The organism is Rubinisphaera italica, from assembly GCF_007859715.1.
Lineage (GTDB): Bacteria > Planctomycetota > Planctomycetia > Planctomycetales > Planctomycetaceae > Rubinisphaera > Rubinisphaera italica.
This window is the reverse complement of the sequence record NZ_SJPG01000001.1, coordinates 5,116,425-5,133,285: the sequence shown is the minus strand read 5'-3', so window position 1 is coordinate 5,133,285 and position 16,861 is coordinate 5,116,425. Positions and strand designations below refer to the sequence as shown.

The following is a 16,861-nucleotide window of genomic DNA, read 5'->3' as shown; positions in this document are numbered from 1 at the left end:
TGAGTTTCGCAAAACTCCAGTGCTGAGATTTCTGTAGTTCACTTTTTTTCGGGCAACAACAACGCCTGGTCGAGGAGTCGTTTGAGGCCATGCGAAATCAACTGATCTAACTGACCATCATCCATTTCGCAGGCTCCTTCCACATCGAATGTGGAAACGACGAGTTCCTTCGCTTCAATGCGCTGGCGAAAGTACTCTCGGCGTCCCGCTGCATCTCGATCGAGGCAACGCAGAAGATGCCGATCCATATCATTCAATTGAATCATTTCATGCTTGAGGTTGGTTACATAATCGCCGCTTTCCAGTTGCGATAAAATGAGAGGAGTGGTTTGAGGTGATTGCGGAACGGACATCGCCTGACGAGCAGGAGAAGAACGGATTTCGATCAGATCCTGTCCCCACAACTGTAACAGCATCGAGGCGAGTTCTTCATAATCCTGATTCAACTTGGCGGTGTCCCGGATCGTGGGAGTTTCCTGCGAGGCGATCAATCCGGGCAGGTCGTCAAAGCGAACATAAATCGGATATTTCTGACAGATCGCCGCCAGCCCCTGCTTCAAGAGTGGACTGGAAATCGTCGCCGTTAAACCAGCCGGGCTGGTGAAGCCGAGATCGCCCGGGCGATCCAGTGGTATCGATAGCGGCGGCAATTTGAGAGAGGAGCGAATTTTCATTCCTCGTAATTGATCCGCTCCTAAATCCCGTTGCAATTCTCGATCCTTACGACAGAGCAGTGTTCTGCGGAAGGTTCGGTTTCGCAAAAAGTCCAGATACTGCTCGGCATGGATGATATCCGAACTGAGTTTCTTGAGAGTTTGTGTGACTTCAGGCGAGAACTGACTCGGGATCATTTCGCTGAACTGAGTTTCGCACAAATACCGCAGCCCGGCTTTGTTGGCCTGTTCCATAAACTGATAAAAGAACATCGGCTCATTGTCCTGCTCAAGATGTTCATGATACAGATAGGAATTCTGCCGATTGCGAACAATTTCCAGCTCCCGCTGCAGCAGCATGTGATACGTCGGATCGTATTTACTCGCGGCCTGATTCAGAAAATCGAGTAGCGCTCTGGCCTGCTCAACCTGCGTATTGGGATCATCAAATTGCCGGGCATGAAAACAAAGCATCTGTCGAACCATCCCCCGCATAAACCAGCCAGGAAACGTGTTGTAGCTGATATAAGCCAGGCCATTTTCCGAAAGTGTTTCCTGACAGATCTGAAAAATCTTCGCACGCGCCTCTGCTGGCACCCACGAAAAGACACCATGGCAGATGATGTAATCGAACGTCTCCTCCGGCCGATCAAAATTCAGAATGTCGCAATGTTCGAGCCGAATATTAGTCAACCCGAGTTGATCAATCAGTTTCTGACCTTCTTCCAGTTCTTTGCGGGAAAGATCAAACCCCAGAAACTGACTTTCCGGCAGCGTAATCGCCATCGGAATCAGATTTCCTCCGGATGCACAGCCAATTTCGAGCACACGGGACTGAGCAGGATCGGGAGCCTCCAGGCCAAATATCCGCGCCATCGTCGCCAGATGATCCGGATGTGTCTTCTCGTAAGGATGGCTGTCGTAAGGAAGTTGATCGTAGGAGTATTCGATCTCAATGGACTCGGATGCTGACATCGGGAAAGCCGTATTCTGTCGAGGGATGTTGGGCGTATTGATTTTGTTTTCAACGCAAAGACACAAAGCTGCAGGTCCGACTGTACCAGATCGCTCATCGTGACTTCGTGCCTTGCTGGTTCAAATATTATCGGAATCGAACAGCAGAAGTAAGCAAGCGATGCCACTGCCGAAAAGCTGGTGTTCCAGAATTCTCAAAAACCAAGCGGATTGAAAAATTCCTCGGACCTGGTTGATTTGTCCTGCAGCCAAATCAATCTCTCGTGCCGGTTAGAGGATTGCAAATGCTCATGCATCAGCACACTGCTTACGGTAGCGCTGTTTCGGGATCAGCCAGTTAAAAGTCATAACATAGTGCTCAGCCGACGTCTTACGATATACGCCTTTTCCGCCATGCGGGTTCTCAGAAAACATGGTATTACAACTGTCGCTAAATGTCCCCGATTCTCTTATTCACAGTCAAAATAAACACTGATACACAAGCCAACGGTGGTACACATCAAGCGACATTGAACGGTCGATAGAGCAATCCTGTTTTCCTGGGATAACGCTGAAAACTAAAACAAAGAGTGCAAATTCAAAACGCGCAAGCGAGTCTGTTTCATTCCAAATTACACACTCGCTTGCGCTTCGTGCTTGTATTAATCTCTTTGCTGAAAACAATTCTATTTGCCACTGTAGCTCCATAGCATGCTTTAACGAGCTTGAGCGTGGCCCTTTTACGTTCTACCGCAGTAGAAACGGTCCCGTGCGGGGTTTCAGGGTATCTTCAATATCGACGGGCACGGTGACAGGTGTCGCGTAATTATGCAGCCAGCTTTGTTGGCTTGTTTCCAGCACATGAAACTTAAGTTTCTTCACCTGTTCCTGATCCATTGGCGTGGTGAAGTACAGCCGGGTGATCAGTAATTCGTTTTGTGAATCGACTTCAGTTTGGGTCGAAATCAAGGTTTCGGTCGGCTTGATGAGCAGGCTTGTGGAGCCGAGGTTCTGCACAAGGATGAGTAAATTCGGGTCCTCCCGAACCAGCTTTGCATCGAGCAGTGCGACACGGGGATCGGTTTTGAGTTGTGCAAGTGTTGAATAGGAATCGACTGGAATCACTTCCTCCAGAATCGAGCAGGTTACTTGTACCGAAGTTGCTTCGCGTGGCCAGTTCAAAGCAGAGATAGAAATTACGGGAGCTGGTTTGTCGGTCATGAAGGCATTCCCGGCAATCAGATACTGCTGTTGATCCAGAATTCTTTGTTTGGAAATCGGTCGCAGAATTACTCGGTAGGCGGTCGGCTTGCAGATTGGTTTTGAATCGACATCCTGAAGAGAAAGCTCAATGTTCATCGATTCCCGGGTGAGAATAGGTCGATGCACTCCCAGTTGATACCGGCTCTTTCCCGATGCATTTCTCAAATTCGTAAAGCTGGGTGAGCGATTTGTATAAGGCAGCGAATCGAGACGCCGCTCCTGAGGATTGGTCACTAACTGAAAATGATCGCCCGGAGTTAATACGAGACCGGCCTGATATCCATTAAAGTTCACGCTGGCAGGAATTCGTTGATTGAACTCGATATCCAATCGCACAGGTTGGCCGGCTGGTTGGGAAAAAGATTTCTGATCGACAAAGGTCTGCTCCCCAGCTGAAACCGTGTATTCCTGCTTATTAAAATATCCACTGGCTTTTTGCAGCAGGCTCCCAGCGTCGTTGATTTCCAGATACTCTCCACCTGTGCGACTGGCAAGTTGCTCAAATTCACTGGCCGCAGTTTGCGAGTCGGCTGCCTCAATCCCGAAACCAACTATGTTCACAGCAGTCTGGCCAAAATCTTCATTCAACAATGTTGAAAGCGATACATATTTATCTGCAGAAGGATTGAGCTGTTTGTTGATCCCGTCCGTAATCACAATAATCTGTTGTTTTCCGCCGAGCGATTTGGAATTCATTTCCCGAAGAGCCGACTGGATCGAAAGATAGAGCGGCGTTTCTCCCCAGGGTTGTACCGTTTGCAGAATTTTCTGCAGTGAAGCGTCTTCCGATTTTCCGAACCGCCCGAACGGAAGTACGATTTCATAATCTTCATAGGGATACAGGACATCGGGAATGGGAAGGGCGTATTTGGTTTGTCGTAGAATTTGAGTCGGACTGGCGGTGTTCCAGCCGACACGATGTCCGTACAAGACCAGACCAACGCGTGCCTCAGGCAAATTCGCCAGCGAATTCAAGATTTGACCAGTTGCTGCCATCGCCGCATTGAATTTGGTCAATTCTTTTCCAGACGATTCCCAGGGAATGTTCGCGTTCATGCTTTGCGAGCAATCGAGCACGATCATTACAGAAATGGGATTGGCTTGATTATCGATGACCGTAACATCAGCGTGCAGACTGGTAGGATAATAAATATCGGCTTGTTGACCAGCAGGCATCGTCACATCGAGTGGAGTAAAAATTTCATGGCCGCGAAACTGGAACAGTCCCTGAACCTGTTTTGCAGCCTTGGCGTGTAATGTGAGGTCGGTTCCCAGTTCAAACTGATGGACTTGAGAATTCGTCTGCAGGCTCGAATTGATTTTTGCACTCTGTGGAGCCGTACAAGGCATCTTGTCTTCAACAATCACCAACTGACCCTGCATGTCTGGCAGAGCCTGAAACGCCGTTCGCGAACCGGACTGCAAATCAATTTCAAAAGAACCGAAGACATTCCCATCTATGACAAGGCTGCGAGTTCCAGTCAGTTTCAAACCGTTTTGTGCCGCCAGGACACGCTGGTTGAGTAACTCCTGCAATTGCTTTCTATCGAGTGTTAATTCCACATCCATTAAATGGAGGTGATTGAAATAATCCAGATAGTGGTGTGCGGCCTGCTGGAAAAAAGGAGGATTGATTGCGGTGGCTCCCCCGAGAAAATCGTCCAGAACCAGTTCGAGTTGCCACATAATGAAATTGGAGCTGTCAAATTTCAATAGTTCGTCAACGGCTGAGGATTCCAGATGGGGGTGCCAGTAACTGGCCAACTGCCGCGATCTCGAAGCGGCTTGAGTGAGTAACGTCCGCACATCTTTTCCATGCGTGCGAGATTCCTCGATCTGCAAACGGTTCTTTTCCGGATAGGATTCGAGCACGAGTCGGATAAAACTTTCAAAGTTCTCGATGGATCGTTCCGTATTCGATTCGTCTTCAAATTGCTGGAAATCTTTTGCGGAAGCGACAAGGTCACGGATGAGATTTTTTGTTGTTTCCAGTAACGATCGCAGGGAATCATTCTGACTGGCACCCTTGAGAATAGGATCCGCTTGCGGAGTGATCTTTGTGATCTGTATTGGTGCCTGGCTTTCAAAGTGTTTGGACATCCGACGAGTAATCAGATAGAGCGCTTTGCGTTGCTGAGCGCCGCTGAGCTTGTCTTCGTTATTGACAGGAAAGAGAATCGGAACGTGCAGCAGTCCCTGATTCGCTTTGAAATTCTCAATCACCCATGCCGCTTCTGCTGTTTCCAGAGTCGCTTCCCCAGTAAACGACTGCTGCAGTTTTGAAAGCAACAACGTTAATCCCTGAGCTGTTGTCTGCAATCGTTCCTGATCCAGAGCGATATTCTCTCCGGGATTTTCATTCAGGAATTGTTGCAGTTGCAGATTCGCATTCAACGCTGGGGCCAGGAGTTGTTCGGCGAGTTCAATATGATGCTTGAACAGTGAGTCCAGATGGCTGGCATCAGCCAGCCAACGCGCATAAAAGGGGATATCAGCCTGAGCCTGATCGCTCAACGCATAAAACCCTCCCAGTTTATTCACGTACAATTCAAAGTCGTCTATGGTCGCCTGCAGCTTTTGCCAATCGGACAAACTTCCTTTTCCGACCAGCAGGTCGTCTTCAAGTTGTCTGCGGCGTTTTTCAATTGGTCCCCAGGCGGTTTCAATTCGTGAGAGAATTCTCTGATCGGGAAGTAATGCCAGATTTCGACATTGCTGTTGTGTTTTCAATACGGTCGTCATCAATTCGCGATTCGAAATGGTTTGCTCATCTGCCATCTGCTGAACAATTTTGAGGAATCGAATGTCGACGAATTGATCAAACTCGGGGGGTGCATTTTTAAGAAATTCCGCGAGAGCACTAGCCGTGTAATTTTGAATCAGCTCATCGAGAGTCTGGACAAAACTGAGGGTCGTCGCGTCCGCACGTCCAAAATACTGATTCAAGGCGACCGTATGACCAATCGGTCCTGGTGTCGATTTCCAGGCATCACCCTTGTTCTTGGCGTTCTGGTAGGTAATGCCTTGCTGGATTTGAGAGAACTGTTTTTTGAGCGTCAGGAGTTTTTCTTCGACTCTCGTCAGATAGTAGTTTCCGGAAATCAATGCCTTTTCACACCAGCAGAGATCCTGAATGAAACGTGTGGTTGCGATTGGACTCAAACGCAACAAATCGGAACGGGAAACCTGTTCGTAAGACTGCCAGAGTTCATAAAGATTTTCTATGGCTAGAGAAACACGATCGCCCGATCTGTTTGGTGGCGATGCAATTTTGAGATCGCTGATGGCCCAGCCGAGTGATACATTATTGCCATGATCCGGAGTCAGCATGGGGGTCTGTCGTTGACCGCGAGATTTCAGACTCCAGTTTGAAACTCTCGATTCGACAAAGCTCATAATCTCGGACAATTGCAGTTGTCGATCACCATTTCCCTGATTTCGAGTCAGATCGGCTTCGCCAGATAACGCGCGTGCGACACTGTCTCCGAAGATTGAACCCTGCAATCCTTCAGAAAAGTTGGATTGCTGACCAGAACTTGTCGAATTGAGGACAAAAAGATTCGGCATCGCCGCATCGCGGACGGTGTTTGCAAGAGCCACTGCAAATGAATTGTAGACCAGACCTCGATCCCAGTTCGTGATTCGTTTATTGCAGTCCATAAACAGCATGACGGGCTGTTCCAGATTGAGTTCCAGTCGCTTAATTTCTTTCAGTAATTCCGACACGGGAATCCAGGTCGAAGTATCGACCGGTGAGGAGTTGGGAGGAATTAAACAGGGGTTACCGTCGGCATCAACCGAACCATGCATGCTGACGTAAATAAGAATCGGCTGATTCCCGCTGTGCTGAAATTCCGCATTCACCAGTTTGCGACTGAAATCGGTCAGCCATTCGGCTCGACGCATTTGATCTTCACCAACAGGATAAAGTTCCAGGTTGCGTCCATTAAGACTTTTGAAACGTTGCAGGTCTTCTTCCGCCCAGCAGTTCGGTCCGTAAGGCCAGGCGTAATCGAGTGAGACCATCATCAAGAGAGGAGTTTTTTGGGGAGCAAACAGAACAAGGTATGCAAACAGGACAAGTGTGAGTAGCAAACCTGCGACAATGCCCCACAGAAACATGATACGTCGCCAGGAACGGCGAAAGGTTCCACGATTCCCCAACTCCCCACGGACCTGCCATTGATGCTGGATCGAGCGGCTCGAAGCGGATTTTGTCCGCCACGCTTTGCCACTCTTTTTAGTTCCAGATTTTGAAGGTGCTGGGCTCATTTTGCCTTGAGTATTTCTGGAATCGAGGTTAATCCGCTAATCGAGCTTTGCTGAAGACTGTATTCTCATTTGTTGTGCCACTGGCTTTGCCAGTGCAAGTCGAGACTAAAACTGAAGTAACGATACACGGGCAAAGCCAGTGCCACCCAAATATATAGTTGGAACAGAGCTGTAGTGTTTTATTTCAATCGGTTCGTAGGGTGCCATGGCCATGCTTGTCGTGGCCAACTAAGGGATAAGGTCGTTCGGAATTCTATTTCGCATACTTACGCAAGCGTGAGCATGGCACCCGATATTTTGCTACCGACAACATCACTCCTCAAAACCGATCGGCTTTCGTTGTAAAACACGCACGATTTCATATCCGCCCTCAATTTCAATCACGTCGCTCATCTCGCCAATAGCGATAGATTCCAATGCTCCCCTCCGAGCAGAATTGGTGATGTATCCCGTATTTGTCCAGTCGATGGTTTTAGCCGTTAGCTGCTGTCGGAAAAATTCCTCGGGCGGATTAGCTTGAGGACTGTTTTTCAGGAACGCTCGCAACTGCTCCAGCTGCTTACGACCATTTGGAACCGCATCGTCCATCAGGATTAAACTTTCCCAACGAACCATGACAGCTTGACTTTGGTGACTTACCTGTTGAATTTGAGAATCGACAATGATCGGTTGCGGAATCTGCTGGACAATCGGTTTTCCTGCCATTGATGGCTGAGGGAATTTCAACTCGCGTGGAGGTGCAACCTGGACAGGAGATTTTTGCTTTGGCATAGGATTTGTCTGAACGGATTCTTTCACCAGAATCTGCTGTTGGACCTGCAGTTCGTGGACAATATCTCCGACTAATATTTCTCGTTCATTTTGAGTCTGCAGATAGTTTCTCATTCGTTTTCGCAAGATGTCCCGTTTTTCATCCAGAGAGAGGTCCGCTGGTAACTCGGCTAACCAGCTGGAAGCTAACTCTTCCACTTGCGATTGATCCAACCCTGTTAATCCCTCAACAGGATTCGAGGGAGTTGTCGCTAATTCATAACTCGCCTGTTGAACTCCAGTTTCTGGAGTCTGGGCAGGAATGGATTCACCAACTGCTGGTGGCGGGGCGAGTTCCAATGTTGGCCCTTCAATGTCTCCCGGCAAGATATCTGGAACGGCAGCCAGTCCCTTTGCTCCACAGGCAAACAAGGCGAGTCGAGCGACACGGCGGACTCGAGGGGAAGGTTCGCCGGGACAATCCAGACAATCACCTTCCTGAGTCATTTCCATCAATTTATTACGAATCTTCGGACTACAGCAACTTTTATGGGAACAGTAGGCACAGGCATTTCCACCCGATTCTTTCAAAGCGACCACGGCCGCATAACGAACGGATTCTGTGCAATCGTCTAAAGCGGCTAGAAAAGCATCTTCAACATCAGGATAGCAGCCTCCGCAACCAATGGTCGCGAGATAATTTATGGCTTTGACCTTCTGCTGAGCCTGGTTCTCATCCATTTTGATTTTGGCAGCACTTTGCACAGCTGGACTGCTCGAGGTCAAATTTGCCGGAGAATCGAGTGGCAAGACGGGATCACCAGGTTCACGTTCGGGAAAACCTGTTGCAATCACAGGGAAGAGCCGAGCGGTCAGCTGATAAACGCCTCCCGCCAGATTGCGAAACGCAGTTCCAATCCGGGGAAACCCAAGAAAATCGAACAACGAACAGCAGGATCGATGGACATTTACATTCAGATTATTGGGTACGACAACGGTTTTCGAACCATCTGCCCCAGGTGGAAGCGGAGGCAATCCTGGCGGGGCAGGAAGCGCAGCAGCACCCCCGGGAGGGGCCGCACATCCCTGAAGAAATGTGAACGCTCCCAGCAGAAGGATAAGAATTGACTTCCATTCCATCGCCGTAGAATCCATACAATCGGTAAAAACATCCTGAACCATCCATGTTATCGTCATTGATGCAAAATGACTTGAGGAGTGATCTTCGATTGGTCGTGGCAGAGAAAATCTCAAAACGGAATAATCGCACAATAAGAAGCTTGGGCGATTTGACGACTATGGGGCTATTCCAGTTTCAACACAAGATTCGCTTCGGGAGTTGCGGGAGTTAATTCGATGGACTGTGTCAGTGTTCGAATTTTTCCCCGTTCGACAGCTCGGACAGAGAGTTCATACGCGCCAGGTTTTAGATTTTTGATGATAAAACGTCCATTTTCATCAGATTTCGCTTCGCCAGCATTGGCCCCCGTGGCATCTTTAAGAGTGATCATCGCTTCATCGACAGGGTCTTTGCCATAAATAATTTGCCCCCGAACAGTTTTATCGGGAGCCTCTTCCTGTGCTTTCATTTCTTCGGCAGAGAGAAATTTCACAACTGTTCGAGCAGTCCGACTGACATTGCCTGCGCGATCGGTCGCCTGAGCGAGCAGGAGATAGCTTTCCGGTTTCGCATCAGCCGTGGGAACCTGAGCAATCCACTGCCCGTTTTCATTTATTTGCGCCTCAACTAAAGCGGCATCTGGCGTGATTTCTCCTTTCTGGGAGACATCCAGTACCAGCGAAACTTTCTCCACACCACTAAAATTTCCATCTGTTGCGGTCACCTCGACTGAAAGTGGAACACCGACAACAGCTGCGGAGACGGGTGTGACTTCAGAAATCACTGGGGGTTGACCATCGAGGATGATTTCGACTGGTTGACTCCAGACTTCTCCCTGGCCGGTGAGAACCTGTCCTAATAAATTCACGCGCTGATTTGTCAGATTGTCCAGTGGGACTTCAATCGATAGATCCTGGACAACATTGATCAGTTGAAGACTTGTTCCGGTTATCACATAAGAGAGTAGCGGAAGCCGATCCTGACCCAGTTTAACAGAGGGCTCCTGATACAGAACGCGATCCTGGTTGATATCGATTCCGAATTCAATGTAAGTCTGATTCTCTGAAGTGCTCGTGTAACCCAAATCGGCTTGGAGTTTACCGAGTAATTGATTCGTCTGACTGGAAAAAGCGGTTCCTGCTCCGGGTGAGAGAATTTGAATTTCTGATTGCGTCGATCGAGCTAAGTTCCGGATGGACTGGTTGAGTGGAAGTTCATAGCGGAACGCCCGTGGATAACCATCGACTGTGAGGTTGATGGATAATGGAGAAGCATTGGTTTCTGAAAAAGATGTTTCAAATGGAATTTGCTCCAGCTCCGAAGGGAGAGTGATCGGAAAATGAATTGCGTTACTCTCATCACCTGCGGCTACCAATTCCGCTTCAACTCGAATTGTCGGAGAGATGGGAAAGCCAGAGTTAATGCGATTCAGGTTGATCGTCAGTGACTTGGAAATGGTGTCAAAATTTATTTCAGGCTCCACATATTCCTGTGGATGCAGAATTTCAGTTTGTATCGGAACATAGCTCATCAGGTTCTTCTCAGTGTTATTGAGAATCGCAATCAGGACCGGAGCGACAGGTTTCTGTTCGGATGGTGGAGCTGGGGGGCTGCCGGCAGCAGGTCTGACGAACAGTGGAAAATCAGTGGTCTGAGCCGGGATCTCATGGACCACTGCTGCTGAGATCTCTTGGGTTGTCCCCCACTGTTGTTCGATCTGTTTGGTCAGACTTGCGTCCACAGCAACTGGTGGAAGATTCCCGGGCAAGCGATCCAGTCCAACAATTGACAATGCGACTTTCTGCGGAGTGTTGCTGGAGTTACTTGCAGACAATTCAACGTCCGTCGTGGAGTTGGGCAACATCTTAAGACTCCATCCGGCTTCGATTGGAATCGCAATTGCCTGGGGAGAGCTCCAGGTCAATTGGACCGGACTGGTTTGTCCGCAGTTGATCCAAACCGGATAGCGAATGATGCGATTGTTAGTCATGACATTAAATACACACTGACACGATTTCGCCTGAGTTTGAGTTCGGGTCATGCGAAAAGTGAATGTTTGCGTTCCACGTGGTTGCAATACAATTGGTGTTTGTGACGTTTTGACTTCGTCGAGATATCTCGAAAGAGGACGATAATCCGCAATCTGGGCAATTGTTTTCGAGTGATCCGCTTCGGCAAACGGCATCAACGGAACATTTTTACGGCTGTCTGTTCCAACCGTTTCCAGTAAAAATTCACTGCTATCATATTCTGCTGTCAGCCAGAGACTTTGCACCTGATCCCGGCTGGAGACAATCTTCAATTCAAATTCACTCGAAGGACTCGTTTGCAGATCGATCGGTGCTGTTTGTTTAATCTCTACCGGCAAGCCATCGACTACGCGATAGGACCAGACTGGCTGACCGAAAACGACAGGGCGGATCTGATCGGCTTCGCTTTTTATCTGTGGATATTGTGCGAAGGAGATCTCCACGGAATTCAGCAGGCGGTCGCGTAAAGCTTGCGCTATGATTCTTAAATCCTGTGGCAAATAGGTAAGATTCGTAATTTCTGATTGCGAATGGTCAGAAATATTCGTGGGCAAGGAACAGAATATCGCACGCATTCTTTGGGGAAAATTACTTTCGAGTTGTGCTTGTTCTTCTTGCTTCATCTTTGGCGAGCTATAGAAATTCCTCACAAATGCAGCGAAGGCTATTCCAAACTGTTCACTCAATTCAATCGTATGGGTTTGATACATCTGTAGATTCGGAATTGTCATTTCGACATCGTCGAGCGGTTTGAAATGATCTTCGACTTGCTGAAAGAGATCCGTAAGAGCCTCAAACTCAGGGGTCTTTTCTCCCCATAAAGCAATCTCAAGACGAGCCTGTGAATAGGCTTTCTGAATTTGGGATTGTACTGGCATCCAGGATTGCACGGGTCGTGATGAGATATCGAGCAATTGGTCCTCAGGCAGTAATTCCACGCCCGAGGAAGTGAATTTCTCTTCCAGTTTCATTGGGGTATTTAAATCTTCAGTGGAAGGCACCAGTAAATAGGAGTTGGCCTGAGTGACCAGTACTGGGGGGGCACTCTTAACGGTTTCTAAGTTGTATTCATATTGAAATACAGCATTCTGCCCCAACAATAACGCATCTCGATTCTTCAATTGAGCAAGTTGTTGAAAGAGCAATTCCGGATTTGCCTGTTTCACATCTTTAAGAAAGTTGTAGGCACTGGCAAGCACGGTCAATTCCGGGATTGATTTGTGACCGTCTTTCAGAAAAATTTCTTGTCGAACAGGAGTGACTTGATCAAAGTGGGGCGAGGTCACGTCTACAACTTGAACCCACAATTGATTTTGGACGACGGCCATTTTCTCATGAAACTTCAGCACCTGCTGATACAAACCGTCCGCTTTTTCCAGCGATGGTGAAATCTGAGATTCGTCTTCCGGATTCGTGGTCTGACTGATTTGTCGATTTGCATAAGCGAGTAACTCATCGGCTTGTGAGACCAGTTTTTGAGAATAGTCACTTTGAATATAGCGGGAGAATCGACATCGAATACTGATTTGTGTTGTTTGAATGACTTTTTGACAGATCGGCCATTCAATTCCAGATGTCAACAGTTGGTTACAAAGCTCAACTTCGCGATAAGAGTTGATCAATTCAGGATGTAGCGTCAGCCATTTCTGCATTGAATCAGAAGACTCAGAATTGAGAGCCGAATTAAAATCTTGAACGGTTTGCAGCATCGGCTTTTGAAGGGGACGATGATTACATTCCGCCAACCAGGTGAGCAAAATCAAGGAATCGGGCTTTGGCCAGCTGATATATTGACGAGGAAATGCACGATCAACTCTTCTGGCTATTCCGACTGCTCCCGGAAGCGGCTGAGTCGAATCAAATCCCTTCAATGACAAAACTTGTTCCGTCAATAATGTGTTCAATTCCGTCAGATTGGCAGAGCCGGGGCGTCGGGCAAGTGAAGTTGCAGAGACGAGCAGGGTTTCTAAATCTTTCCATGCCGCCGGAGCATAACTGGCGACCGGCATCGATAATGAGTTTTGGATCGATGCCGGTGAGGAATTGAGTAATTGTTCGTATACCCCCCAGCAGTCTTTGAGTGTCTTACTGAGATCTACCGGTTCAGGAGCTGCAGTCGGGGCCTTTTCCGTTTTCTCTTTTTGATTGTGTGATTGCTTGGGTTTTTCAGCTGGGGTATTTGAGGCATCTCCCGATAGAGTTGCCGAATTCTGATTTTGTGGAACTTCCGCAGCTGGGTTCTGCTGGAATGCGGTTGTGAAATACTGAGTGATTAGAAATGGAGAAATAAAAGCAGCCTGGGCTGGCTGCTTTTCTGGTGTTGCGGAACTGTTTTCCTCAGCCGACTCTTTCTCCAAGCCGGAGGAAATAATTCGTTGATTCCATTTTTCGGTGCCACGAGAAGAGTGACTTTTCAGGAATCGAACTGTTTGCTGCAGGCGCTGTTCCGATTCTTCGCCGACACGAAGTTGTACCTTCTGCTCCAGATAACTGAGGATCTCCTGCAATTCGACCCAGCCATTCTGATTCAAGTCGGCCCAACCGGAGAGCCCCTGTGAAAGTACGCTTTCAAATATTGATCGCTGATCCTGATCGGAAACATACGACTTCTCAAAAAGATCATGCGAAGCGATCACCCACAGGTTGTCTTGTTTCTGATCATTGAGGGCTTGTTGGAGGGAACTGTTAAACTGATTGACTAAGATTCCACTTGCCAGATCGGTCTCTAGCGTACCGTAATCGATCAGGACCAGAGTCGCCCGAGTTTCAAACGAGAGCTCTTCCAGTAAATCGCTCACGCTGAATCGTTTCAGAGGTGATTTCGGATTCCCCGTATGAACTAACAAAACGGCATCATCACTATCTGAGATCCCTTGAGCTCTGAGGTAGATCAGGACGACGTCGCGGGAATGAATTCCATTTTTTTGCCGTTTGCGTTCAATTGTGGGGATGAGGTCGCTGAGGCGATTAACCGATTGGGTTTCACAACGCGGCGGCGGAGTTTTCTCTGACTCCTCACCGGCATCTGCAGGTGCTGGTTTCAATTCACGAAACAGCGAATCCGGATTGGCAGGGTAAGCCAGCGGTTTAACCGCAAGCACACTTTCGAGTTGTGAATAGTCAGGAATCTGGTCTTCAAAGATAAACAGATGCGTCCGAGGTTGTCTGAAGACTTCTGTCAGACTCATCAGCAATGCCACAAACAACAGCGTGGTGACAATGAGCAATATCAGCCGACGGGAATAGAGTGTACTGCGAGCGACCGATTCTGAAGGTTGAGGTTTTCTCCACAATTGCTTGTGCAACTTCGACAAGCCCTCAGTTTGCTGGTTCATAGCAATCCATTTTATCTGTGGTGCAGTTTAAAAGATTGATTGAGTTCAATGGCATTCGATAATACAGGCACAAAGCGCAAGCGAGTGTGTTCTGTTACGGAATGGCTTTCTCGATTGCGTTTCTTAAGACTAAAGGTCTGTTCCAATTAAATTTAGAGTGGCACTGGCGAAGCCAATGGCACACAACCCGAAGTTTTAATTGGAACTACGAGTAGTGCTCTTTCGAGCTTTAAATGTCGCTCTCAAATCGCTATTCCGCAGGCAGTTTGCCTGCTCTCCGATGTTGAACTTACACGACATTTTGCGATAGTTGGAATCCTACGGAACTGAAAAAATCACATAGTATTCGGGTTAAGATTAGGCACCATTTAATTGTCACATTATTCTACAGTTACGCTCTTGGCCAGATTTCTTGGACGATCGACGTTGCAGCCGCGATGCAGGGCGATGTGATAGGAGAGTAGCTGCAAAGGAATCGAAGTGACCAGCGGTTGCAAATACTCTTCGACATCCGGGACAAAAATGACGTCATCGGCCAGCTCGGCAATTTTGTCATCTCCCTTACATGCGATGGCAATGACAGGACCTTTGCGGGCTTTCACTTCTTCGAGATTGCTGATGACCTTCGGGTAGATGCCACATTTCGGGACAACAAAGACAGAAGGCGTGACTTCATCGACCAGTGCTAACGGACCGTGCTTCATCTCGGCAGCCGGATAGCCTTCGGCATGAATGTAGCTGATTTCTTTGAGCTTCAAGGCTCCTTCGAGGGCGACCGGAAAATTATAGAGGCGGCCGAGGTAGAGGAAGTTGTTATTTTTTGCGTACTTATCCGCCACGTATTTGACCATCTCATGACATTTGAGCGTCTCTTCGATGATGCGGGGCATTTCTTTCAGATGGCGAATGATTCGAGAACCAGCCGGGTAGGAAAGGTGCCGCATGCGTCCGAAGTATAATGCCAATAATGTCAATACCGTGACCTGCGAGGTGAATGCTTTGGTGGAAGCGACACCGACTTCCGGTCCAGCGTGCAGATAGATTCCACCATCGGCTTCACGGGCAATGGTCGAACCAACGACATTACAGATGGCCAGAGTTGGATGTCCTTTTCGTTTGCATTCTCGCATTGCGGCCAACGTATCAGCTGTTTCACCGCTTTGAGTGATTGCAAAGATCATCGTGTTTTCGGACATCGGCGGGTTCCGATATCGCAGTTCGCTGGCGTATTCGACCTCGGTCGGTATACGGGCAAATTCTTCGAGCAGATATTCGCCGACCAGGCCAGCGTGCCAGGAAGTGCCGCAGGCCGTCAGGACGATCCGGTCGACTTTGCGGATATCCTTGGCAGACATATTCAGGCCACCAAACACGGCAGTCGCTTCATCTTCATTGAAGCGGCCGCGCATCGCGTTTTCAATCGATTGAGGCTGCTCGAAGATTTCTTTGAGCATGTAATGTTCAAATTCGCCGAGTTCGGATTCTGCTGCGGTTTGCTCGAGGACTTCAATTTTCGGGTCAACGATGCCGCTGTCGCGATGAATAATCTGGATATCGTCTGCGGTAAGAACCGCGATTTCATTATCCGAGAGATAGACAACTTCTTCGGTATGGACGGCGAGTGGACTGGCGTCGCTGGCGACGAAGTGTTCGTGATCGCCGATCCCTATCACAAGTGGGCTACCGACGCGGGCGACGTACATGACATCGGGACAATCACGAAATAGAACGGCAATTCCGTAAGTTCCTTTCAATTGAAGCAAGGTGGACTGAATGGCAACCAGACAGCTTTTCTGGGAGCCAGCTTCGCCTCCTTTTGAAACCGCTCGGCGGTATTCGTGAGCGAGCAGATGGGCAACGACCTCGGAGTCCGTTGTCGTGATGAATTCGAACCCCTTCTCTTTGAGCGATTTTCGCAGGCTTGTGTAATTTTCAATCACACCATTGTGCACGAGGCAGACTTCATTGTCGCCACCAATGTGGGGGTGCGAATTCGTATCGTTCACTTCCCCGTGTGTCGCCCAGCGCGTGTGTCCAATTCCGAGGTGACCTTTGAGCGGCTGCTGGGAAATCAGATGCCCCAGTTCCTGCACGCGACCCGATTTTTTACGGATCGTAATCTCTCCCTCTTCGAGCACTGCAATTCCAGCACTGTCGTAGCCTCGGTATTCGAGTCGGTGCAGGCTATCCAGCAATAGATTCTGAGCCTCTTGATATCCAACGTAACCGATTATTCCGCACATAGTATCAACCCTGATTCTTGAGCAATTGAAAATGCTCTGATTGGTTCCCTGCCTGGGCTACCACTCGCCATTTGTGAGAATCATTCCCTCATTCGAGTGATTTCACGTGAAGGCAATAAGCGTTAAGTGTAGTTCTGGCATGAAATTACCAGAATACGGAAAGATTGGTCAACACGGTCTGAGGCTTCGGTAGAAAATATACGGGGTCACGCAAAGAAACTCTCGGTATTTTGTCTGCAGA

General features: G+C 48.4%; 5 protein-coding genes. All 5 read right to left on the bottom strand.

Going from position 1 to position 16,861, the window contains the following annotated elements; translation table 11 throughout:
• Window positions 1–38: 38 nt before the first annotated feature.
• The 5 genes from Pan54_RS19555 to glmS all read right to left on the bottom strand — a co-directional run bounded on the left by Pan54_RS19555 (window position 39) and on the right by glmS (window position 16,620).
• Complete coding sequence (locus Pan54_RS19555) at window positions 39–1,628, bottom strand: methyltransferase regulatory domain-containing protein (RefSeq protein ID WP_146505086.1); 1,590 nt, start codon at window positions 1,626–1,628, stop codon at window positions 39–41.
• 726 nt (window positions 1,629–2,354) lie between these two features.
• Window positions 2,355–7,142, bottom strand: coding sequence for a vWA domain-containing protein (locus Pan54_RS19550; RefSeq protein ID WP_146505085.1), 4,788 nt, complete (start codon window positions 7,140–7,142; stop codon window positions 2,355–2,357).
• Window positions 7,143–7,454: 312 nt separating this feature from the next.
• Window positions 7,455–9,032 carry a hypothetical protein gene (locus Pan54_RS19545; protein WP_146505084.1) on the bottom strand — a complete coding sequence of 526 codons (1,578 nt, stop codon included), beginning with the start codon at window positions 9,030–9,032 and terminating at the stop codon, window positions 7,455–7,457.
• Window positions 9,033–9,196: 164 nt separating this feature from the next.
• Complete coding sequence (locus Pan54_RS19540) at window positions 9,197–14,377, bottom strand: carboxypeptidase-like regulatory domain-containing protein (RefSeq protein WP_146505083.1); 5,181 nt, start codon at window positions 14,375–14,377, stop codon at window positions 9,197–9,199.
• Window positions 14,378–14,757: 380 nt separating this feature from the next.
• A complete protein-coding gene (gene glmS / locus Pan54_RS19535; RefSeq protein WP_146505082.1) occupies window positions 14,758–16,620 on the bottom strand; it encodes a glutamine--fructose-6-phosphate transaminase (isomerizing) in 1,863 nt (620 codons plus the stop codon).
• Window positions 16,621–16,861 lie beyond the last annotated feature (241 nt).